Origin of the sequence: Apibacter sp. wkB309, assembly GCF_002964915.1 — a bacterium.
Lineage (GTDB): Bacteria > Bacteroidota > Bacteroidia > Flavobacteriales > Weeksellaceae > Apibacter.
Genome location: NZ_PSZL01000022.1, coordinates 242,642 through 264,845, shown reverse-complemented (window position 1 = coordinate 264,845; position 22,204 = coordinate 242,642). Strand labels below are relative to the sequence as shown.

Below are 22,204 nucleotides of genomic sequence, written 5' to 3'. Positions count from 1 at the left end.
GGATAGATTACAATCAAATAGTATTTTGATCAATTTAATTCTAAAATTTGTTTAACCCATGTTTTAACATGATATTTATTAAGAATATGATCCGGAACTTTCTCATATTTTGAATATAAAAATTCATTCGGTATTTCAATATTTTCAGGGTCTATAATCAAAATGTTCGCAGGATTATAAAAATCGTAATTGATAATGTCTTTATTGGTAGTTATCAATTTTTTATGATGTCCTAAAGCTTCAAATACACGAAATGTCAAGCCTATTTGTTCAGGCCTTTGTATGTCAACCATAAGATTAGATCTTTTAATTTTTTCAAGAACTTCATCTCTGGAAACCATTTTATTTAAATATTTAATCTTGGTTTTGAATTTTTGAGTGTAAAAATTAAAATGGTTACGATTTACAATCAGAAATTCATAGGGATAATTTTTATTTTCTAAAATTTTTGCAATTTTTTCTAATATGGGAGTTCTTTTATCTAATGATGAAATATTGAAAGCTATTTTTTGCTCATGAAGATTTCTATCTTCCATTTGCTCATAAATATAATTGGGTATAAATTTTAAATTATATTTTTCAGCATCATTTCTATCATAACTGTAAATTTTATCAAAATATTTAAAAGTATCTGTAATAGAAGGCATACGCTGAATACCATCATAATGGTAGGCAATCATTTCATTACTTGTATGTTTACAAAATTTTAAAGTTTCAGGAGATAACCATTCTGCATGAATAATAACGATCTTATCAAATTTATCGTTTTTAGATAAAGCATTTTTAATTAATTTTTCCAGATGGGTTCTTTTGATATTAGTATTAAAAAATGATTTAGTAATTAAATTTTTTAATCGAACCCATAAATTGGGATATCTATATCTGTTTGCATAAATATCAATATGAATTGCTTCTATATCTAGTTCTTTCATTGCAGAGATAATATATTTATCATATCTATAATAATCTAAAGATATTAAAGCGATTTTCATAATTTACTATTATTATATAACCGTTTTTAGTTATTAAAATATAGCAAATTTAACTGTATGTACTAAATTATTATATTATAATCATCAATTTTCACTAATTTTTAACTTATTATCTTATTTTTTTTACTTCCTTCATAAATATCATATTGAAAAAAACGACATTCCAATTTCCCGTTATAAATTTTAATTTTTCTTGAGGGACGTAAACCGATTTTTTTATAGGCTTCCAGATCTGAAGTAATGAACCAAGCTAATGTGTTCTTATAATTATTTTTTAATGTATCGCCGATATTTTTATAAAAATGATCTGTAGTAATGGATAGTCTTTCATCGTAAGGAGGATTAAAAACAACTAATAAGGGAAATAGTTCTTTTTGTGAAGTAAAAAAATCCTGATTTTTTAATTCTATAAATTCTGACAAATCTGCTGCTTCAATATTATTCTTTGCAGAAATTAAGGCTTTATCAGAAATATCATATCCGATTATTTTACCTGAAAAATCTTTAATCCTGTTAATTCGAGTATCTTTTATTTTGTTAAATAACTCCAAATCGAAATTTTTCCAATTCATAAACCCAAATTGTTTCCGATGTAATTGCGGAGGCATATTTAAAGCGATCATGGCGGCTTCAACTAACAAAGTGCCCGAACCGCACATTGGGTCAAGAAAATTTCCTTTTCCGTCCCATCCTGCTAAATTCAATAATCCGGCAGCTAATACTTCATTTATGGGAGCTTCAAAATGAGATTTTCTGTAACCTCTTTTAAAGAGTGGATCTCCACTGCTGTCTAAAGATATAGTTACTTCTTGGTTACTGATATGTAGATGCAATTTTATATCCGGATTGAATCTTTCAATGTCGGGTCTTTTGCCAAATTTTTTTCTGAAACGATCAACGATTCCATCTTTCATTTTTAACATAATGTATTGGGAATGTTTAAAATAATCGGAATATACCGTTGCATCAATTGCAAAAGATTGCGAATTGAAAAAATAATTTTCCCATGGAATTTTATTTATTTCCTTTTCAAAAATAGTTTCATTTTTAGCTTTAAAATGATGTATGGGCACCAAAATTTTCAAGGCTGTTCTTAACGAATAATTCGCTTTGTATAAAAAACCCAAATCTCCAAGGAATTCAACCGCTCTGTTTTTTTTAACAATTTGAGAAGCACCTAATTGTTTTAGTTCTTGTACAAGCACATCTTCTAAGCCATAAAAGGTTTTGGCTTGCATCGTAAAGGAATTGTTATTAGCAAACATTATAATATTTCAATTAAAATGAAGTTAAATGTGTTAATAGGAATATATTAAATTTTATTTAAAATATTTTTTTAAGATTTTATAGATTCTTAAAATATTTTTCAAATATAGGATTACTTTTTCTAGAAATTGATAATTGAGTATTATTATTCGTTGAATCGAAATAATTATTCAATCAATAGTTTTTTATTACAGATAAATTATAAAAAACATTCGCATATGCTAATGAAGTTATAGAAAAAAGTAAAGCCCTGTAATACAGGGCTTTTTAACTAATAGTTTACTAATTATCTATTTTTATTTTGTAACCAATCGATAGAAAAGTTACATTTTTTATATTCATCTTGAACTGTTATAAAGGTTGAAGGAATTTGCGCTTCTACCCATTTTTCAATTACTTCATTTTCTTTAGTTTTCTGAGCAAAACCTTTGATTCTGTTATAGTCAATTTCTAAATTCATTTTGTGAGCCGGAATAACATCGGTTATTTTCAATAGTTTCACTACCGTTCTGTTATTTTCTTTATCTTCAAAAACTTCGGATAAATCTCCTTTTCCAAGTCCTGAAAGATTATACAGTACTTTAGTAGGTAGTTTTATTTTTTCAAATCTGTTGTCACCGGTTTGAGAATTTGATAATAAACCACCATTGTATTTAGTATATTTATCGTCTGAATATTTTAAAGCAGCTTGATTGAACGTTATTTTTTCTGATTTAATATCTTCCCTGATATCTTCCAGTTTTTTTATGGCTGTTTTAATTTCTTCTTGATTTGGAACAGACATTAATAATATATGTCTTAAATCTATCACTTGTCCTTTCTTTTTTTCAAGATAAACAATATGGAACCCATATTCAGTTTCAAATGGTTCGGATATTTGTCCTTCTTCCAATCCAAAAGCAACCGCATCGAACTCTTTAACCATTTGTTCTCTTCTAACATTTAAAATTTGTCCACCATTAGCAGCTGAACCCGGATCTTGTGAATATTTTTTAGCCATGTCAGCAAAACTGGCTCCTTCTTCAATTTGTTTTTTTATAGATTTTAATTGATTTATCAATTCTTGTTTATGACTTTCAGTTAATTTAGGGTACATATAGATTTGCCCATATTCGATTTCTTCATTTAAAGTAGGAAATTCTGATTCATGAGCTTTGTAAAAATCTTTTAAATATTCTGGAGAAACGTCTACATTTTTGGTTATGTCAGCCATTTTCCTTTGAGTATACATTTGATTTTTAATCATTGTTTCGAGTAAACTTCTTAGCTCACCCATAGTTTTAAATTTAAAATTGGTTAGAATATTAACATCTGAACCAAAATAATTTCTATATCCTTCAATTCGTGATTCAGCCTCTCTGGCTACTTCATCTTTATTAACAGTTATAAGAGTATCTTGTTTAGCTTTATATAAAATAATTTTTTCTTTCATCATATTTTCTATAAAGCTGCATCTATCAGTTACGGTTTGTCCTTCAGATCGAGCGTAATTTTCACCTTCTTTAACATCAGTTTCTGTAATAATTTCATTTCCCACGACAGCTACAATTCCATCAATTTTTGTTTCTTGTGCAAAAATGAAGGTAGCCATAAAAAAGGTTACAACTATAAATAATCTATTCATTTTATTTTTTATATTCTGCAAATTTAAAATTCTTTTATGAGTAATTAGTGTTTATATTAGTTTTTAACGTTATCATTTATAAATATCTTTTAATCTTTTTACTTGATTTGAATCCATTGTGACAACAGCTTTCTCTTTTAATAATTTTATTGTTTGTGACGTTTTATAATCAATGAATTCATTTAAATAATATTTTTGAAGATCATCTAAACTCATTTTATCATTTTTAACTATTTTTTTAATATTTATTATTAATCTTCTATTTTTACTGTCTACGACATATAATCCTTTAGTTAATTTTTTATTTACAGGCAAATTAAGAGATTCTCGAGTCTTTTTCCCTTCTTCAATTATTAATTCTTCACGTTTATCTTCAAATTGATTTTTTATAAAGTTTACTGACTTTTTATTTTTTAACCAGTTAAGAACTTTAGTTTCTATATCAGAATTGAGGCAATAATAAAAAGTACCTTCAATTCTTTCCTTCCAAGTCAATCGAGCAGCTTGATCATGTAAGAATTTTTTTTGACCGATTTTATCGTTTTGAGCTTCGTAAGCAATTAAATTAAGCGCATATTTAATAAGAAGTTGATCTTTTAAATTCTCATAATTTTTTTTAGCTTTGTTGAATTCGAAAAAATGTGTCTTGTAATACTCCAAAACATTCTCTTTCCCCCATTTATTTAAATAATCAAAAATTAATTGATTTCTTTCATAATAATTTTCAGAATTTAAATATTTTTTAAGATTTACCAGTATATCATTTAAGGTAAGTGTATAGGAATCTCCAATAGTAATAATTGTCTCATTATTTGGAATAGTAAAATCAGTAAATTGATTATAAGTTTGAGGTAAAGAAGAAATAAAATTACTTAAATGGATAAAATTTTCTTTATAAAAAGGTTGTTTTTTTAATTTCAAAACTAATAAATCGTTTAACCGTTTGATTTCTTCTGATTTTTTTAAGCTGTTGTATATTTTATTTCTAGCGATTGAATATGAATCATAATTATCATTAAAATAATATTCACAAATAACATAACCATCTTCTAATTTAATGGGTCGAGAATAATCCGGGATATTATTAGGTTCGGATTTAATTTGATTCACCACGTATGTATATACTTCCTCATTAGAAAGAATATTATTTTTATTTAAAACATTATAATTTTTAAAGATTTCATCTTTAATTTTAGAAAAGCTTTCTCCTTGTTTAAGTTCTTTATAAACTTTATCGATCTCAATTTTACCTAATCGAGAAGTATCCGGAATATATATTTGGCCTAAAGATACTTCACCTAAGTATTTTCTTTCATTGGAAACCAAAATAAGATATATATTATCATTTTCATCTACAAATGTAGTTACCTGATTAAGTGGTGCATTATATATAGCATCCACTACTTTTTTATTTAAAGCGAATATATTTAAATAAGAAGGTTTTTTAAAATCCGAAAGTATTGAATATTTTGATATGGCTTTTTCAAAGCGTAAGGGATCATTACCGATGCTATCTATAATTGAATTTATAAATTTGCTTTTATAAGTTTCATTTTTGTTGATTAAAAATTCATTTTTAAAAACCAACAATTGAAATTTTTTTTCAACCAGAATTTTTTTATAATAATCACGCAGTATTGGTTCAAGAAATTCAGAAGGATAAAATAAGCTGTTTTTTAATTGTTCAGCACCTTTTGCTAAGTCTGTCTGAAAACCTATAGAATTTTCTATGTTGTTTGCAAGTGCATATTGTTTAAGAAGGTTAAAATCAATATAATTGTCTATGGTCTTGTCCGTTCCAAGCAGTTCTAAACTTTTTCGATAATTATTTTCAAAATTATTGGTATAAATAATTTCATTATTTATGGTCATTAAAACCGATTGTGAAAATACAATACAGGTAAAAAAATATAAACAAACACTTATGGATTTTTTCACTTTTACTTATTTTATATGATACAAAAATATATAAAGAATTAGTACTCAGAAAATATTTTTAACCCTTTAAACTATGGACTATTTTGATTGTAATTACTTTACAACTTTTATTCTATATATAAGATAGGTTAAAAAGTTAGATTTTCAAGATATTCATAGACTATATGCGTGGGTAATCCCATAATAGTAAAAAATGAACCGTTTATTTTATCGATTTTAGCCAACCCTATCCAGTCTTGAATACCATAAGAACCCGATTTATCATAGGGTTTGAAATGGGATAGGTAAAATTCAATTTCTTTTTCATTCATAGGTAAAAAATGAACTTCTGTACAATCCGTAAAAACCTTAAAATCATTTTTGGTTGAAAATCCAACAGAAGTATACACTTTATGTGAATTTCCTGATAATTCAAACAACATTTTTTTTGCTTGTTCGAAATTTTCAGGTTTTTCCAATGCATGATCTTTCATCCAAACAATGGTATCCGCTGTGATCACAACCGTTTGATCAGCTACTTCTCCATAATGTTTTGATTTCTGTTCTGCTAAATATTCGGTAATTTGATTTTCTTTTAATAAGGAAGAGTAACTTTCATCAATATTTAAATGTAGGGTCTCGAATTTGTAATTTAAACTTTTTAAAAGTTCTTGTCTTCGTGGAGATTGAGAAGCTAAAATAATTTTAAATGTATTCATATAGTTGTAATTCGATAATCAATAAGTTAAAAAATAAAAGACTATCTTATAAATAGATAGTCTTTTATTTTAAAATTATATTTTGCATCCATTATATATTTATTTAAATAGAATAAGAATTCATACTATTTAAACAGAACTATATAATTAATAAACAATATTATAAATCGATTGCTTCTCCATATGCCGCCTCTGTTGCACCTTTAAATGCTTCTGAAATAGTCGGATGTGGATGCACAGTAGTCAAAATTTCATGTGAAGTAGCTTCTAATCTTCTCACAGCTACAGCTTCCGCAATCATATCAGTAACTCCGTTACCTACCATATGACAACCTAATAACTCACCGTATTTGGCATCATAAATAACTTTTATAAAACCATCAGTGTCACCGTTAGCAGTTGCTTTTCCGGATGCTACAAAAGGAAATTTACCCACTTTAATATCATAACCTGCTTCTTTGGCTTTTTTCTCTGTCATACCCACAGAAGCGATTTCAGGAGAACAATAAGTACATCCCGGAATGTTTCCATAATCAATAGGTTCAACATTCATACCTTTAATTTTTTCAACACAAAGAATTCCTTCTGCAGAAGCTACGTGGGCTAAAGCAGGGCCGGGAATAACATCACCAATGGCATAATAACCCGGAATGTTTGTATTGTAAAAACTGTCAACAAGGATTCTTCCTTTATCTGTAGATATTCCTACCTCTTCTAATCCTATATTTTCAATATTTGCGGTAATACCTACTGCAGATAAAATAATATCTGCTTCTAAAGTTATTTCCCCGTTCGCTGTTTTAACAAAAGCTTTAACTCCGTCTCCCTGAGTTTCAACTCTTTCAACTGAAGAATTAACCATAACTTCTATACCATGTTTTTTAATAGATTTTTCAACATGTTTGGAAACTTCTTCATCTTCAACAGGGACAATATTAGGTAAAAATTCAACTACGGTTACTTTAGCTCCCATGGTTGCATAGAAATATGCAAATTCAATACCTATAGCTCCTGAACCAACTACAATCATAGATTTAGGCATTGTTGGAAGAGTGAGAGCTTCTCTATAACCGATTATTTTTTTACCATCTTGAGGTAAATTAGGTAATACTCTTGATCTTGCACCGGTAGCAATAATAATGTGAGATGCTGAATATTCTGTTACTTTACCTTCTTTATCAGTAACCTCTATTTTTTTTCCGGGCTTAACTTTGGCATTTCCGTTAATTACATCAATTTTATTTTTTTTCATAAGGAAGCCAACCCCTTTATTCATTTTATCGGCTACTCCCCTACTGCGTTTAATAACATTAGAAAAATCAAAAGATGATTCGGTTTTATTCAATCCAAATTCTTCAGCATGATTTATTTCTTCATATACGTGAGCACTTTTAATAAGAGCTTTAGTTGGTATACATCCCCAGTTTAAACAAATTCCTCCTAGATTTTCTCGCTCTACTACAGCTGTTTTAAAACCTAATTGAGCGGCTCTAATAGCAGCAACATATCCACCGGGCCCGCTACCTATAACTATAATATCATAATTCATGGTACAGATTATTTTGTTGACAAAAATACTATTTTTTTTCCAAAAAGAAGATTTATATATATAAACCAAAAAAATGCATAATATTTGTTTATAATTTAAAAAATATTATAAGATTACGGTTTTATTAATATTTAATATAAATAAAAATATATGCAAGAAACGAATCAAACTTATAGTAATTCATATGAAATTTCACAAGATCAACTTAAAGATGCTAATAGTAAAAAATTAATAGCCGGAATTTGTGGTATTCTACTAGGTAGTTTTGGTATTCATAAGTTTTATTTAGGGTATAATAAAGAAGGCTTAATTATGTTATTAATTACTTTATTAACTTCATGGTTTACTTGTGGTGGAGGCGCAATTGTAATGGGTATTATAGGATTAATTGAAGGAATTTTGTACCTTATCAAATCTGATAAAGAATTTTATAAGACCTATATTTTAAATCATAAAGGGTGGTTTTAATAAAGTTGATAATAATTAATAACGCTATAATTAATTTTGGAAACCATTAGTTAGTACTAACGGAATCCTTTTTATCCTTTATAATTTCTTTTTTCTTTCTCTTTTTACTAAACAAATCACTGAATTTATTAAAAGATTTTTTGTAAACAATCCCCCCGCCATACGATTGATTATTTGCCCCTGTAGTGGACAATACCGATGTTTCCAACCCAAAAGTGGAAGGTTTTGAAAATCCATTGATAATTAGCGATTTATCATTGTTTTTAGATATGTCATAATTAATTTTTGCACCATAGGTCCATACGTCGGCAGCACTTTTTTGTTCCAGAGGCATATTAACTGATCCAACTATGGATAACCTTTGATTTACTTTAAATGTAGGGTCTAAAGAGATCCGGTCACTTGTATCGTCGACTCTTGAACCGGCATTAAAATTAGCATCCAGAGAAAATACTCCACTTATATTATTTATTGCAGAAGTTAATTGTTTCAATACTACATCATAAGCAGAAGAAGCATAACTGCTGCCTCCCATCTTATCGGATAAAAAGCTTCCAAAAACAACAATTCCGGCAACTTGATTGTATTTTTCCCCTTCATTATTATTTAGTTTAGTATTGAGTTGATCACGAACCGAAGAAGAAGCATCTGCTTGTATATCAAAAGTTAAACTTGGTTTGGATAAATATCCGGTTAATAATGCCGAAACAGTTACATTAGAAGCGGGTACTGTAGATATACCCAAATAATCGCCAATATTACTTACTAATCTGGTATAGGAAGCGCGAATATTTAAATCGGCTTCGGTAGGACCACGATTTTCCCATCGGATAGTACTTCCGGGAACGATAGTAAAATCCTTATTAACAAACATATTATAATAGTATTTACTATCTCCGGTTATTGTGTAAGTACCATCCATAGAAATCACTCCTGCTTTTGACATATCAAATTTTAGATGTTTTGCATCTCCCCGAACCACTATTTTATCTCCGGTTTCTTGGCTGATAATTAGATTAACTACAGATTTATTGTCTGCTGTAACGTCTGCACGTATGGATAATCCCATAGGTGGTTTAGTTTCTTTTTCATCTCCTTCTTTATGTTGTTCAGGAATGAATTTGATATATTGAATGTCGGTAGCATTAGTTGTACTACTGCTGTTTATTGTGAGGCTGCTTCCCTCAAGAGCCATGGCAGTTGCTGAAATATCAATACCTTTATCCGTAGTTCCTGTTATGGAAAAATTACCTGAAGCATAAATAGTTCCATAAAAAAGATCATTTTCTTTCATGGTAGTATTTAACACTAAAAGTTTATCCGAAGTAAAGTCTAGGTTCATTCCCCATTCGGAGAAATTTTTAGTCATTAAAGGTCCAAAAACTACTCCCTTAGTTTTTCTTTGAGTATCCATCAACTCAATATTATCAAATAAAAATATACCGTCAGATATTTGTAAATCTTGATCTTTAGTTAGTTGATAATCAACCCCTAAAAAGTTAACTTTAAATCCAACTTTAGACATTGTCAGGGATCCTTGATATTTAGGCGAAGTTATATCTCCTGAAATTTGAACATTTCCGGTGGCAGTTCCTCTGAAATTTGAGAAGATACTTTGTAAAAAAGTCCCTATAGGAGCTATGTTCATTTGATTGGCTTGTAAATCTATATTCAATTGAGAAGGCTTACCATTTTGATTGGCTATATATCCGTCAGCTAAAAAACGATCTTGTCCGGAGTCTTCTAATTTACTTTGCAGTAAATATCGGTTGGTTTTAGCATCGTAGATTGCTCTCATGGCCAAATTCCCTAAATTTTGACCATTAAATTTCAATTGATCGATATATAGATCCACAAGCGGTTTTAGTTCACTTGAATTTTTAAGTACTTTGGCAGATCCATTGGCAACACCCTCAAAAGACATATCTTTAAGTAAACTATGAGGTAATATTTTTTCTAATTTAACATCTTTTAAATTCAGATCAAAAGTATATTCATTTTTGGTGGTATATTCTCCGGACAATAAAATTTCAGAGTTTTCAGATGTTAATTCAATTTTTTGTAAAACTAATTTGTTAGTTAATAAATTATATTTCGCAATGGCTTCATCCGATTTAAAATTCGGATTCAGTTTCCATTTTGCTTGTGCCAAATTTATATTAGAAGGTTTAAATCCAATAATAATATCATTATTTTTTTGAGTTTGATATAAATTTAAATCAAAATTAGTTTGTTTTTCTTTATATTTTCCATGATAAAAATTAGTGGAAACAAATAGGGAATCATTTTTATTATATCCTGAAAAATTGATTTTTTCAATATTCGTATTGTCAATATTTAGAGAGGACAAAGATCCCATAAATTGTCGTAAGGTATCTTCTGTATTTAAAAATATATTCGGATTAGTTAGTTTGATATTTTTATAATATATATATTCTGAAATCATTTGTGCTTGTAACTTATTTCCATTGCCAACATACCTTCCTGTAATGGTTGTTCCCGGGGATAAGTTTACATCCATCATTAACAAATCAAATAAATCCTTTTGAATATCCAAAATAAATGAAAACTCTTGATTGTCAAATCGTTTATTAGTTTTAAAATTAGCTACCAGGTTACCAATTCCTTTCTGTAACATATCAGGAATATCTTCTAATTTGTATTTACCATAAATATTGGCCGTAATCATGTTCGGAGAAAAAATATCTAAATTTCGATTTCCTTCCTCAAAACTTGTTTTAATTTGAATATCATTATAATTGGTAGTTTTACTATTATCTTCAATAGAAATTGAATTAATGTTGATTTGTCCAATCAAATCATCAATGGAGCTGAATTCAATATCTGCTTTAATTAATCCTTTAAATGATTTATTTTTATCGGCTTGAGAAATAAAATAGCCTAAATTTAATGATTTAATGTCTGCATCAAAGTTGGTTTTAATATATTTTTGAGCAAAATTTATTGTACCATTAAAGTCAAAATTAGCGTATTTGTCATCGGAAATAATTTTACCTTCAAAAATTTTATCTCTTAAGTTACCCACAGCTGAAATTTCATTAATCGCTTTACCATTAATAACTAAGCTATTTAGTTTTGCATCAAATTTAGTTTCCATATGGTCCAGATTAAATCCGCTGCCGTCAAATTGAATTTTAGCGGATATGGGACCTAGTGTTGTTGATTTAATAAAAGAAGCTAAATTTAATTGGTACGTTTCTAATTTTCCTTTATATCTAGGTTTTTGGGAAGCGTAATCATTTAATTGAGCATCCGCTGTTACTGTACCTAAAGAGCTAATCATTTTACCATTAACACTCAGGTCTTTTTTATCAATTAAAAATGAACCAATATAATTCATAGTTCCAAATTCAGATACTATTTTGGGTATTTCTTTAGAAATAAATTTCGGTAACCATGAATTAAGAGAAGCATATGAAGATTGAAGATGCGTTTCTTTGGTTTCTATATTAAAAGATTGGGAAGGATCTGAAGTAACTAAATTCTTCAGAACTAAGTTTGGTGAAGAATAAAAAGTACCGTTAACCGATAAGATTGGATTAGTTAAAATTAAGTTATTAAGAGTACCATTAACTTTCGAAGAAATGTTAAGTATAGAATTAGTATCCCAGTTTTTTACAAAATATCGTATGTCTTTACCTGATACTTTACTACCTTTGTTTACATCCATATTCCAAGCTACCTGATCCGAAAAGTTACTCAATCCATTTTCTTTGGTGTGATTAAAAAATAAAGAACCTAATAACAATGAGGTATCTGATTCAAAAAGAAGGTCTTTGAAAGAAAGTTCTGTTTCTGAATAGTGAATATCGGATGAAAATTGATAGACAGTATAATTTTCTTTATGCCTTTTAGCTTTGAAATTAAATTGTTCAACTAAAACTCTTACATCCGAATTAAAAACATCGACGGTTGAAGCTTTTAAATTTAATTCAGAAGTATCTAACCAGACTTGATCTTCTAACGGTAAATTTTGATTAACAATTGAAAATCGACCATTGATTATATCTACCCTTCCGTTCAGTTTAAAATCTTTTTTTTGAGAAGGTTTATCTGAGCTAAAATTATCTATAAAAATAGAAAAATTATCATGATTTTCATTTTTATAAGTAATTACTTTGATGACAGGATCTTGTAAGCGCAATTGATCAATTTTGATATCATCAACATGCTTAATTACCAAATTTTCAATTAGAGATATGGTATTTAAATATCCTTTTAATTCTTTTACGGTTAGTAAATTATTCTGATGATGATCTTTAATAACTACATCATGTAAAGTAAGATTTCCAAAATAATCAACTTCAATTCTTTGAGCAGAAATGGAAGTTTTAAATTCTTTGTTTAAATAGGAAAGTGCCTCTTTTGCTATTTTATCTTTAACAGATGGTAAATTTATAACAATAATTAAAGATAGAAGTAATAAAAATAAAATGCAAAATGTATAGAGAATTGCCTTGGATGACTTAAAAAATATTTTTTTAATTAGTAACTTTGTCATAAATGAAAACACCCATTATTTTAGGAATAGAATCGTCATGTGATGATACATCAGCAGCTGTAATACAAGGTAAAAAAATACTATCTAATGTAGTATCTACCCAAAAAATACACCAAAATTATGGCGGTGTAGTTCCGGAATTAGCCTCTCGTGCTCATTTACAAAATATTATCCCTGTTGTACATCAAGCAATTCAATTAGCAAATATAAATAAAAAAGCAATTGATGCGATATCTTTTACCCGTGGTCCGGGTTTATTAGGTTCCTTATTAGTTGGTACCAGTTTTGCAAAATCGTTATCTATGTCATTGAATGTTCCTCTTATTGAAGTTAATCACATGCAGGGGCATATATTTGCACATTTTATTGAGGATGAATTTAAAGAAAATATATCATTTCCATTTTTATGTCTTACGGTAAGTGGTGGACATACCCAAATTGTTCAGGTAAATGATTATTTTGATATGGAAGTGTTGGGAGAAACTTTGGATGATGCGGCGGGCGAAGCTTTTGATAAGATAGGTAAAATATTGGGACTGGAATATCCGGCAGGACCTACAATTGATAAACTTTCTCAAAATGGAGATAAAGATAAATTTAAATTTCCGTTACCAAAATTGGAAGGAATCAAATTTTCTTTTAGTGGCATAAAGACTTCCGTGCTTTATTTCATACAAAAAGAAGTACAGAAAAACCCTGATTATATAAAAGAGAATCTCGAAGATATATGCGCATCCGTCCAAAAAACAATTCTATCTTCATTGTTAGATAAATTAAAGTTGGCTATTGAAATTACGGGAATTAAAAATGTAGCAATTGCCGGTGGTGTTTCGGCGAATTCGGAGTTAAGAAGAGAAATAAAAAAATTAGAATTAGAAAAAAATTGTAAAACTTTTATCCCCAAATTCGAATATACTACAGACAATGCAGCCATGATTGCCGTGGTTGGAAGCATTAAATATGAACATAATAAATTTTCTGATCTTAAAACTATAGCTACCGCTAGATACAAAATGTAAGATTATGATTGGTAATAGCTCTTATAAAAAAAGCTTACTATTTATTTTAAGTTTATTAATTTTTAATTTCTGTAAAAAAGAATCCCTATTGTTTAACGATGATTTTCATACCAATATCAATCATTGGGACACGATATCTACAGATGCACTATATACTAAACTTGAAGAAGGAAATTTATTGATGAAGGCTGATTTGAAAAATGTTTTAAATTATTCTTTACTCTCCCTTCCAATATCCGATCGAAATATTACCTATACTACTTTATTACAAATTAATAATTTTTATAATCCTAAGGGCGTTGCGGGTATAATTTTATATGCTGATGATCGAAAATATCCTGAAAATTATCTCCTATTCGGAATTAATGCAGAAAACGAAGTAGTTATATCTTACGAGAGCAAAAGAGAAGGAAGATCACAAATATATTTTAAACAAAAAACTCAAAAATATAAAAAAAAGGAAAAGAATAGTTTTTCAATCGTAACAGACAAAAGTTCTATTCAATTCCTTTTGAATGGTAAAATATTGACAACCATATCCAAAAATAAAGAATTAGGATCATGTTTTGGTTATATGGTAATCAATTCGAATATATCTGTTTCTTCTCTGCAAATTAAAAGTCATTAATTTAAGCCAAATTACATGCCAATAAAGACTAAATCAAATTAATTGGCTTTATAAGCTTGATAATATTGTAATGCTTTAGGCATTATTTTATTTATATCAGCAATTCTATTTTGAGGATTCGGGTGCGTGGAAAGAAATTCAGGTGTATCGGAACTTCCGGTAGCGTCAATCATTCTTTGCCAAAATAAAGGGGCTTGTCTGGGATCATATCCTGCCATTGCCATAATATATAAACCCATTTCATCTGCATCAGATTCTTGTTTACGACCATAACGTAAAAGAGTGATGCCACTGGCTACGGGGTAATATTGGTTAATTGCCGAACGCAAAGCTTGGTTATTGGTAACCCCTCCTAATACCTGTCCACCGATTTCTGAAATATATGATTGTGAAATTTTTTCAGCTCCGTGACCTGCCAGAGCATGGGCAATTTCATGTCCCAAAACAACTGCTAATCCTGTGTCGTCTTTACAAATAGGTAAAATTCCTGAATAAACAGCCACTTTTCCTCCGGGCATACACCATGCATTAACTGTTTTTGGATCATCAATTAATACAAATTGCCACTGATAACCGTTTAAAGCCGAAGACTTACCAATGGATCTATAATAATCTTCTGCGGCCTTTTTTATTCTGTTACCCACTTCTTCCACCTGCCTTGCTTGAGGAGTTCCTGTGATAATTTTATTGGAAGATAAAACCTCTTGATATTGCTGAAATGAAGATGGCAATAATTGAGAATTGGATACAAAATTTAACGATTTTCTTCCGGTTAACGGATTAGTTGCACATGCTACTGTTAATAAAGATACTAGCGAAAATAATAAGCATTTTTTTGAATTCATAAACTCTGTAATAATTTTTGAAATATAGTAAATTTATTAATTAATGTTCTTAAATTTGCAATGATTATAATAAAATAAAAGCAAAAAATATGCCTTACTTATTCACATCCGAATCGGTTTCGGAAGGCCATCCAGATAAAGTTGCTGATCAGATTTCAGATTCGATATTAGATAATTTTTTAGCATTTGATCCCGATTCTAAGGTAGCTTGTGAAACTTTAGTTACTACCGGTCAGGTAGTATTAGCCGGAGAAATTAAATCCAACACGTATATTGATGTTCAGCATATTACCAGAGATATTATAAAAAAAATAGGCTATACGAAAAGTGAATATAAATTTGAAGCCGAATCTTGCGGTATTTTATCCGCTTTGCATGAACAATCGCAGGATATCAACCGCGGGGTGGATAAACAGAATAAAGAAGAACAGGGTGCAGGTGACCAAGGGATGATGTTCGGATATGCCACCAATGAAACGGATAATTATATGCCTTTGGCTTTAGATATTTCACATAGTATCTTACGTGTGTTAGCTCGAATAAGAAAAGAAGGTCAAATAATGACCTATCTTCGTCCGGATGCAAAATCTCAAGTTACTATTGAATACGACGATAATAATAAGCCGATACGTATTGACACGATAGTTCTTTCTACACAACATGATATGTTCGATGAGGATGAAAAGGTTGTATTGGACAAAATTGCCAAGGACATTATTTCAATTGTTATTCCTGAAGTTAAGGCAGAATCAAAAGATGAAATAAAAGCATTATTTGATGATAATATCACTTACCATATAAATCCAACCGGAAAATTTGAAATCGGAGGACCTCATGGAGACACCGGATTAACCGGAAGAAAAATAATTGTTGATACTTATGGTGGTAAAGGAGCTCATGGCGGAGGCGCATTTTCCGGAAAAGATCCTTCTAAGGTGGATCGTTCTGCTGCCTATGCTACCAGACACATAGCTAAAAATTTAGTGGCGGCAGGTGTTGCTGATGAAGTTTTAGTACAAGTTTCTTATGCTATTGGTATTACCGAACCGTGCGGTGTTTATATTAATACTTTTGGCAGTTCAAAAGTTAACCTGTCCGATGGAGATATAGCATTGAAAGTTGAAAAATTATTCGATCTAAGACCTTATGCTATAGAAAAAAGATTGAAATTAAGAAATCCAATATATACGGAGACAGCAGCCTATGGCCACATGGGAAGAAAGAACGAAATCGTTACAAAAAAATTTGTAAGAAATCGTGAGAATGGAAAGACAGAAATAAAGGAAATCGAAGTAGAATTATTTACTTGGGAAAAATTAGATTATTTAGATCAAATTAAAGAAGCTTTTAATCTGTAAACTAACATTTATTTTCATGTCAAAAATACTGGCCATCGATTATGGTGAAAAAAGATCCGGATTAGCAGAAACGGATGATATGCAAATTGTTGCCAGTGGGTTGGCCGGAATTATGACTTCTAATTTGATTCCATTTCTTGAAAAATATATGTCTGAAAATTCCGTTGAAAAAATAATTATTGGTTTACCTGTTCGATTGAACGGAGAACTTTCAGATGTAGAAATTTCAATTCAAAAATTAATCAAGAAGATTTCCTCCCTTTTTCCAAATCTTCCGGTTGAAAGAGTGGATGAGAGATTTACTTCAAAAATTGCTTCTCACTTTATTAGTTTGAGTGGAAAAAATAAAAAAAATAGAGAAAATAAACATTTATTGGATGAAGTAAGTGCTACTTTAATTTTACAAACCTATTTAGAGAAAAAATAAAATTATGATTTTACCTATTTATGGCTATGGAGAACCTGTTTTAAGAAAAAAAACAGTAGAAATCGGTAAAGATTATCCCGATTTAGATCAATTAATTGAAAATATGTATGAAACCATGTATAAAGCACATGGAATTGGTTTAGCAGCCCCACAAGTAGGATTGAACATACGTTTATTTGTAATTGATGCTTCTCCATTGGCAGAAGATGAGGATTATGTTGACATAAAAGACGAGTTAGCCCTTAGTAAGAAAGTTTTCATAAATCCGAAAATAACTAAAAGAGAAGGTGAACTTTGGAAGTTTAACGAGGGTTGTTTAAGTATTCCTGATATTCGAGAAGATATTAAGAGATTGGAAAATATTACAATTGAATATTTTGATCAAAATTGGAATAAAAAAACTGAAAATTTTGGTGATGTTCGTGCGCGTATTATTCAGCATGAATACGATCATATTGAAGGAATTCTGTTTACAGACTTATTATCTCCGCTTAAGAAAAAATTATTAAAAGGTAAACTTGCCAATATTAGTAAAGGAAAGGTGGAGACTGAATACCGAATGAAATTTCCTTCTCATTAAATTTTAAAATAAATTAACTAAAAATATAATTACAATATTGATATGGATCTTACTAAAATCATTGCAATTACAGGGAAATCCGGTTTATTTGAATTATTATCTCAAACTAAAGGAGGTTTCATTGTTAAAGATTTAGTTGCTCAAAAGAAATTGTCTATTAATGCAAATAGTCAAGTAAGTTTACTGCAAAACATTTCAATCTATACTCAAGATTCTGAAGTATCATTAATTTCAGTTTTAGTTTCAATTTCCAAAAAACATCAATTTAAAGAAATTGAATTTGATAAAAATGATACCAATACGTTAAGATCTTTAATGAAAGATGCTCAACCGGATTATGCAGAAGACAGAGTATATAATTCAGATCTAAAAAAGCTTTTTACTTGGTATAATATATTGGTTAAAAACGGTATCATAACTGAAGAAAGCGTAAAAGCTTATGAAGACAATCTAGCTAAAGCTTCGGATGATAGCCAAAAAGAAAATTCAGAAAATAGTAACATTTCACAAAAAACAGCTACTAATGAGATATCAAATGATGATACAAAAGATGAAGCCGGTGTAACTAAAAAATCTACGAAAAAGTCACCCGCTAAGAAAAAAGCTGAATAGTATAAATAATTTTAAATATTATTAATGAAAAGGTATCAATGTAAAGTTGGTGCCTTTTTGTATTTCAACTATAAAAAAAATCTTTGAGTATCATTGATACTCAAAGATTTTTCTATATATAAATTCCAGATAACTTTTTACATGAACATATCCTTGATCTTTTCAAAAAATGTTTTGTCATTTTTTGATGGTTTAGGATGAAAATGTTCATTATCTAACATAGATTCAAAAAATTCTCTTTGCTCTTTAGTTAGTTTACTCGGATTAGGTGTCCAAACATTGATATGAATAAATAAATCTCCGTATCCATATCCTTGAACTTGAGGCAATCCTTTATCTTTTAATCGTAGAATTTTTCCTGATTGGGTTCCCGAGTCTACCGTAATTTTTACTTTTCCCGTAATCGTAGGAATTTCTTTTTTCGTACCTAAAATAGCTTCGGGTACAGAAATATATAGTTCATAATGAAGATTATCTCCTTCCCTTTTTAAATTTTCATCCTCAATTTCTTCAATCACAACGATTAAATCTCCGGGTACTCCACCAAATGGAGCATCATTTCCTTTACCTCTAACTTGCAGTTGAACTCCTTCTCTAACACCTGCAGGAATTTTAATGGATACTTCTTCTTCAACTTTAATTAAACCATGATTATTAGCACCCGGCGGTATATGATCCGCAACTTTACCCGTACCTCCACAAGTATTACATACTGATTGAGTTTGCATTTGTCCAAACGGAGTATTCATGATTCTTCTCGTTTGACCGGTCCCGTTACAGGTAGGACAATTTTTTGAGGTAGCTCCCGGAGCTAATTTAAATCTTTTTACTTTAACGGTCTTTTCAACACCGTTAATAATTTCTTTAAGAGTTAATGATAAACGGATACGTAAATTGGAACCTTGAACTTGTTGAGGTCTTGAAGAAAAGCCGCCAAAACCGCCTCCGAAGGCACTACCGAAAATATCACCAAAATGGGAAAAGATATCTTCCATATTCATTCCCCCTCCAAAGCCACCACCGGCAGCCCCTCCTACTCCGGCATGACCGTATTGATCATACCTTGCTCTTTTTTGAGGATCACTTAAAACTTCATAAGCTTCAGCAGCTTCTTTGAATTTTTCTTCAGCTTCTTTATCACCGGGATTTTTATCCGGGTGATATTTGAGTGCTTTTTTCCTATAGGCCTTTTTTAACTCTACTTCAGTTACACTCTTAGAAACCTCCAATACTTCGTAATAATCTCTTTTAGACATAATTTTTTATATAAACCTCTTTGAGTTCTTAATTTCCAATAACTACTTTTGCGTATCTAATTACTTTTTCATGCAATAAGTACCCTTTTTGAACCACATCTATAATTTTACCTTTTAGACTTTCATCAGGAGACGGGACTTGGGTAATTGCTTCATGATAATCAATATTAAAATCATCACCGGCCTTTACATCGATAACAGTCAATCCTCTATCTTTCAAGGTATTGAATAACTTATTATAAATAAGTTTCACTCCCTCTAAAACAGATAGATCATCCTCCTTTTTTTCAAGTTCGGTAATTGCGCGATCAAAATCATCTAATACCGGAAGTAATGATTCTAATATATCTTTGTCCGAGTATTTAAGAAGATCCTGTCTCTCTTTAATTACACGTTTTTTATAGTTATCAAATTCAGCAAATAAACGGATATATCTGTCTTTTTCTTTTTCAAGTTTTTCAGTTAAGTCAGAATTATTGTTGGGTTCTGACATATTTTCAGTATCCTTTGAATTTTCTTGATTGTTATTTTCTTCAATTAATTCGTTTTCTTCGTTATCACTTTGAATTGACATGGTTAAATTCTTTATTGGTTACTGATATTTATCAATTTTATTGCCATAGTAAAAATGCTGTCAAATCGACCTATTTTTAAAAAATTATTTAAATACTTCTTATTAAATTTGCATATAAAGTAAATATATTCAAATGTTGAAAAGTTTTGATATTTTTTCAATCAAATCGGAGGAAGAATTTAATTCACTCGCCATCCAAATTTTTTTGTATCAATATAAAAATAATATACCCTATAGAACTTTTGTTGATTTGTTATCTATAGATTGTAATAAAATTCTTAATTATCGGCAAATACCTTTTTTACCGATTGAATTTTTCAAAACCAATACAATTGTTGATAAAAATTTCTTACCGAATTTATATTTTCAAAGTAGCGGTACTACTTCCGAAAACCTATCCAAGCATTATATAGCAAATGAAGATATTTATAAACAAAGTATTTTACATTCATTTTCAATTTTTTTCGGAGACCCTTCCGAATACATATATTTAGGTTTGCTTCCTTCTTATTTGGAGAGAAATAATTCTTCACTTATATATATGGTAAATTATTTAATGGAGCAATCGGGAAAGGTGGAAAATGGTTATTATCTACATAATTTTAATGATTTACATGCTATTATAAATCGATTGGAAAAAGAGAATAAGAAAGTTATTCTTTTTGGTGTTTCCTATGCTTTGTTAGATTTTGCAAATTCTCATCCTCAACAACTGAAAAATACTATAATTATAGAAACAGGAGGAATGAAGGGAAGAAAAAAAGAAATGACAAAAGATGAGTTGTTAACAGAATTAAAAAATTCTTTTCAGACCGATAAAATTTATTCGGAATACAGTATGACGGAATTATTGTCTCAAGCTTATTCTTTATCTAATAATGTTTATAAATGTCCACCCTGGATGAAGATTTTAATTCGAGATGTGGATGATCCTTTTGAATATGTTGAAACAAACAGATCGGGAGGTGTCAACATAATTGACTTGGCAAATATTCATAGTTGTTCATTTATATCTACCCAAGATATTGGTAAAGATGAAGGCAAGAATGGTTTTAAAATTTTGGGAAGAATGGATAATTCCGATATTAGAGGATGCAGTCTTTTATTATTATAAAATATAAAATTTATTAATTAAGCTTTTTTTAACTAAAATTTGTATTTAATTTTAAACTTTTTTTATAAAAAAATAATAAATTTAATAAAATTATATATAAGTTTTATTTTTCGGAATTGTTTATTGTAATATGTCTTATTACAGAAAATTAATAAAATATATTATTACAGGAATTATACTTTTATTCTTGTGGTTTATTCTTCATACCATTGCTATTATTATTGATGGGAATCAAGAAGATACCAGGGATGCAGACGTAGGAGTTATTTTTGGAACAAAAAATAAAACAGACGGTTCTATGCCTATGTCTTTAATACGAAGACTAAATATTGGTTTAAAATTATATAATGAAGGTCAAGTTCAAAAATTAATTGTTTCCGGAGGTTTAGCTAATAAAAACTTTTGTGAAGCTGATCTCATGCAGGAATATTTATTGGAACACGGAGTGCTTTTATCTGATATTATTTTGGATAATAAAGCCTTAAATACTGAAGAAAATGTAGAAAATTCATTAAAAATAATGAAAGATAATAATTACAGAAAATTAATTATTATATCACAATATTATCATATTTCACGTATTAAGCTGATGTATTATAAGCTAGGCTTTTATAATTTAGGTTCTGCAAGTTCTCATCACTATAGTAAAAGGCATCATTATATGTCATTAATAAGAGAATTTTTTGCCTATTACTATTATTATTTTTTTAAATAAATTAATTCTTTAACAAGCG

General features: G+C 29.2%; 19 protein-coding genes. 9 read left to right on the top strand and 10 right to left on the bottom strand.

Annotation, left to right across the window (positions count from 1 at the left end; translation table 11 throughout):
- Positions 1-29 precede the first annotated feature (29 nt).
- The 6 genes from C4S75_RS06950 to lpdA form a co-directional block, all read right to left on the bottom strand.
- Positions 30-992 carry a hypothetical protein gene (locus C4S75_RS06950; protein ID WP_105297577.1) on the bottom strand — a complete coding sequence of 321 codons (963 nt, stop codon included), beginning with the start codon at positions 990-992 and terminating at the stop codon, positions 30-32.
- Between the two features lie 101 nt (positions 993-1,093).
- Positions 1,094-2,257 carry a class I SAM-dependent RNA methyltransferase gene (locus tag C4S75_RS06945; RefSeq protein ID WP_255410604.1) on the bottom strand — a complete coding sequence of 388 codons (1,164 nt, stop codon included), beginning with the start codon at positions 2,255-2,257 and terminating at the stop codon, positions 1,094-1,096.
- A 287-nt stretch (positions 2,258-2,544) separates the two neighbouring features.
- Entirely contained in the window at positions 2,545-3,882 is a 1,338-nt protein-coding gene (locus C4S75_RS06940; RefSeq protein ID WP_105297575.1) for a peptidylprolyl isomerase, read from the bottom strand.
- Positions 3,883-3,954: 72 nt separating this feature from the next.
- Positions 3,955-5,820, bottom strand: coding sequence for a hypothetical protein (locus tag C4S75_RS06935; RefSeq protein ID WP_105297574.1), 1,866 nt, complete (start codon positions 5,818-5,820; stop codon positions 3,955-3,957).
- A 128-nt stretch (positions 5,821-5,948) separates the two neighbouring features.
- Positions 5,949-6,518, bottom strand: a complete 570-nt coding sequence (locus C4S75_RS06930) for a Maf family nucleotide pyrophosphatase (protein WP_105297573.1) — start codon at positions 6,516-6,518, stop codon at positions 5,949-5,951.
- Positions 6,519-6,678: 160 nt separating this feature from the next.
- Positions 6,679-8,067, bottom strand: coding sequence for a dihydrolipoyl dehydrogenase (gene lpdA / locus C4S75_RS06925; RefSeq protein WP_105297572.1), 1,389 nt, complete (start codon positions 8,065-8,067; stop codon positions 6,679-6,681).
- 150 nt (positions 8,068-8,217) lie between these two features.
- Between lpdA and C4S75_RS06920 the strand changes: the two genes are divergently transcribed.
- Positions 8,218-8,535 (top strand): TM2 domain-containing protein, encoded by a 318-nt coding sequence (locus C4S75_RS06920; RefSeq protein WP_105297571.1) that lies wholly within the window; start codon positions 8,218-8,220, stop codon positions 8,533-8,535.
- Positions 8,536-8,581: 46 nt separating this feature from the next.
- Here C4S75_RS06920 and C4S75_RS06915 read toward each other — a convergent pair whose 3' ends face one another.
- Complete coding sequence (locus tag C4S75_RS06915; RefSeq protein ID WP_105297570.1) at positions 8,582-13,057, bottom strand: hypothetical protein; 4,476 nt, start codon at positions 13,055-13,057, stop codon at positions 8,582-8,584.
- A gap of 2 nt (positions 13,058-13,059) precedes the next feature.
- On the opposite strand from C4S75_RS06915, the gene tsaD reads away from it, so the two are divergent.
- Both tsaD and C4S75_RS06905 read left to right on the top strand, forming a co-directional pair.
- A complete protein-coding gene (tsaD, locus tag C4S75_RS06910; RefSeq protein ID WP_105297569.1) occupies positions 13,060-14,076 on the top strand; it encodes a tRNA (adenosine(37)-N6)-threonylcarbamoyltransferase complex transferase subunit TsaD in 1,017 nt (338 codons plus the stop codon).
- 4 nt (positions 14,077-14,080) lie between these two features.
- On the top strand, positions 14,081-14,704 hold the full coding sequence (locus C4S75_RS06905) for a hypothetical protein (RefSeq protein WP_105297568.1): 624 nt from the start codon (positions 14,081-14,083) through the stop codon (positions 14,702-14,704).
- 38 nt (positions 14,705-14,742) lie between these two features.
- Here the strand turns inward: C4S75_RS06905 and C4S75_RS06900 are convergent, their stop codons facing one another.
- The gene (locus C4S75_RS06900) at positions 14,743-15,549 is read right to left on the bottom strand and encodes a M48 family metallopeptidase (RefSeq protein ID WP_105297567.1); all 807 of its coding nucleotides are present in this window, start codon (positions 15,547-15,549) and stop codon (positions 14,743-14,745) included.
- Between the two features lie 89 nt (positions 15,550-15,638).
- Here C4S75_RS06900 and metK point away from each other — a divergent pair, with 89 nt between their 5' ends.
- The 4 genes from metK to C4S75_RS06880 are packed head-to-tail and all read left to right on the top strand — an operon-like array spanning position 15,639 to position 18,526.
- Positions 15,639-16,907, top strand: a complete 1,269-nt coding sequence (gene metK / locus C4S75_RS06895) for a methionine adenosyltransferase (protein ID WP_105297566.1) — start codon at positions 15,639-15,641, stop codon at positions 16,905-16,907.
- A gap of 16 nt (positions 16,908-16,923) precedes the next feature.
- On the top strand, positions 16,924-17,334 hold the full coding sequence (gene ruvX, locus C4S75_RS06890; protein WP_105297565.1) for a Holliday junction resolvase RuvX: 411 nt from the start codon (positions 16,924-16,926) through the stop codon (positions 17,332-17,334).
- A 4-nt stretch (positions 17,335-17,338) separates the two neighbouring features.
- Complete coding sequence (gene def, locus C4S75_RS06885) at positions 17,339-17,914, top strand: peptide deformylase (protein WP_105297564.1); 576 nt, start codon at positions 17,339-17,341, stop codon at positions 17,912-17,914.
- 42 nt (positions 17,915-17,956) lie between these two features.
- Positions 17,957-18,526 carry a DUF5606 domain-containing protein gene (locus tag C4S75_RS06880; RefSeq protein ID WP_158254229.1) on the top strand — a complete coding sequence of 190 codons (570 nt, stop codon included), beginning with the start codon at positions 17,957-17,959 and terminating at the stop codon, positions 18,524-18,526.
- A 137-nt stretch (positions 18,527-18,663) separates the two neighbouring features.
- On the opposite strand, the gene dnaJ is transcribed toward C4S75_RS06880, so the two are convergent.
- Positions 18,664-19,782 (bottom strand): molecular chaperone DnaJ, encoded by a 1,119-nt coding sequence (dnaJ, locus tag C4S75_RS06875; protein WP_105297563.1) that lies wholly within the window; start codon positions 19,780-19,782, stop codon positions 18,664-18,666.
- Positions 19,783-19,810: 28 nt separating this feature from the next.
- The gene (locus C4S75_RS06870) at positions 19,811-20,356 is read right to left on the bottom strand and encodes a nucleotide exchange factor GrpE (RefSeq protein ID WP_105297562.1); all 546 of its coding nucleotides are present in this window, start codon (positions 20,354-20,356) and stop codon (positions 19,811-19,813) included.
- A 133-nt stretch (positions 20,357-20,489) separates the two neighbouring features.
- Here C4S75_RS06870 and C4S75_RS06865 point away from each other — a divergent pair, with 133 nt between their 5' ends.
- Positions 20,490-21,470, top strand: coding sequence for an acyl transferase (locus tag C4S75_RS06865; protein ID WP_105297561.1), 981 nt, complete (start codon positions 20,490-20,492; stop codon positions 21,468-21,470).
- 130 nt (positions 21,471-21,600) lie between these two features.
- Positions 21,601-22,185: a YdcF family protein gene (locus tag C4S75_RS06860; protein ID WP_105297560.1), complete on the top strand. Its 585-nt coding sequence runs from the start codon at positions 21,601-21,603 to the stop codon at positions 22,183-22,185.
- Positions 22,186-22,204 lie beyond the last annotated feature (19 nt).

Bases quoted from the DNA above. Each gene is read 5' to 3' on its own strand.
- C4S75_RS06905 (WP_105297568.1), top strand. From the start codon at position 14,081: ATGATTGGTAATAGCTCTTATAAAAAAAGCTTACTATTTATTTTAAGT.
- C4S75_RS06865 (WP_105297561.1), top strand. From the start codon at position 20,490: ATGTTGAAAAGTTTTGATATTTTTTCAATCAAATCGGAGGAAGAATTT.
- C4S75_RS06880 (WP_158254229.1), top strand. From the start codon at position 17,957: ATGGATCTTACTAAAATCATTGCAATTACAGGGAAATCCGGTTTATTT.
- metK (WP_105297566.1), top strand. From the start codon at position 15,639: ATGCCTTACTTATTCACATCCGAATCGGTTTCGGAAGGCCATCCAGAT.
- ruvX (WP_105297565.1), top strand. From the start codon at position 16,924: ATGTCAAAAATACTGGCCATCGATTATGGTGAAAAAAGATCCGGATTA.
- C4S75_RS06870 (WP_105297562.1), bottom strand. From the start codon at position 20,356: ATGTCAATTCAAAGTGATAACGAAGAAAACGAATTAATTGAAGAAAAT.
- C4S75_RS06930 (WP_105297573.1), bottom strand. From the start codon at position 6,518: ATGAATACATTTAAAATTATTTTAGCTTCTCAATCTCCACGAAGACAA.
- C4S75_RS06915 (WP_105297570.1), bottom strand. From the start codon at position 13,057: ATGACAAAGTTACTAATTAAAAAAATATTTTTTAAGTCATCCAAGGCA.
- C4S75_RS06945 (WP_255410604.1), bottom strand. From the start codon at position 2,257: ATGTTTGCTAATAACAATTCCTTTACGATGCAAGCCAAAACCTTTTAT.
- C4S75_RS06860 (WP_105297560.1), top strand. From the start codon at position 21,601: ATGTCTTATTACAGAAAATTAATAAAATATATTATTACAGGAATTATA.
- def (WP_105297564.1), top strand. From the start codon at position 17,339: ATGATTTTACCTATTTATGGCTATGGAGAACCTGTTTTAAGAAAAAAA.
- dnaJ (WP_105297563.1), bottom strand. From the start codon at position 19,782: ATGTCTAAAAGAGATTATTACGAAGTATTGGAGGTTTCTAAGAGTGTA.
- tsaD (WP_105297569.1), top strand. From the start codon at position 13,060: ATGAAAACACCCATTATTTTAGGAATAGAATCGTCATGTGATGATACA.
- C4S75_RS06920 (WP_105297571.1), top strand. From the start codon at position 8,218: ATGCAAGAAACGAATCAAACTTATAGTAATTCATATGAAATTTCACAA.
- C4S75_RS06900 (WP_105297567.1), bottom strand. From the start codon at position 15,549: ATGAATTCAAAAAAATGCTTATTATTTTCGCTAGTATCTTTATTAACA.
- lpdA (WP_105297572.1), bottom strand. From the start codon at position 8,067: ATGAATTATGATATTATAGTTATAGGTAGCGGGCCCGGTGGATATGTT.
- C4S75_RS06950 (WP_105297577.1), bottom strand. From the start codon at position 992: ATGAAAATCGCTTTAATATCTTTAGATTATTATAGATATGATAAATAT.
- C4S75_RS06940 (WP_105297575.1), bottom strand. From the start codon at position 3,882: ATGAATAGATTATTTATAGTTGTAACCTTTTTTATGGCTACCTTCATT.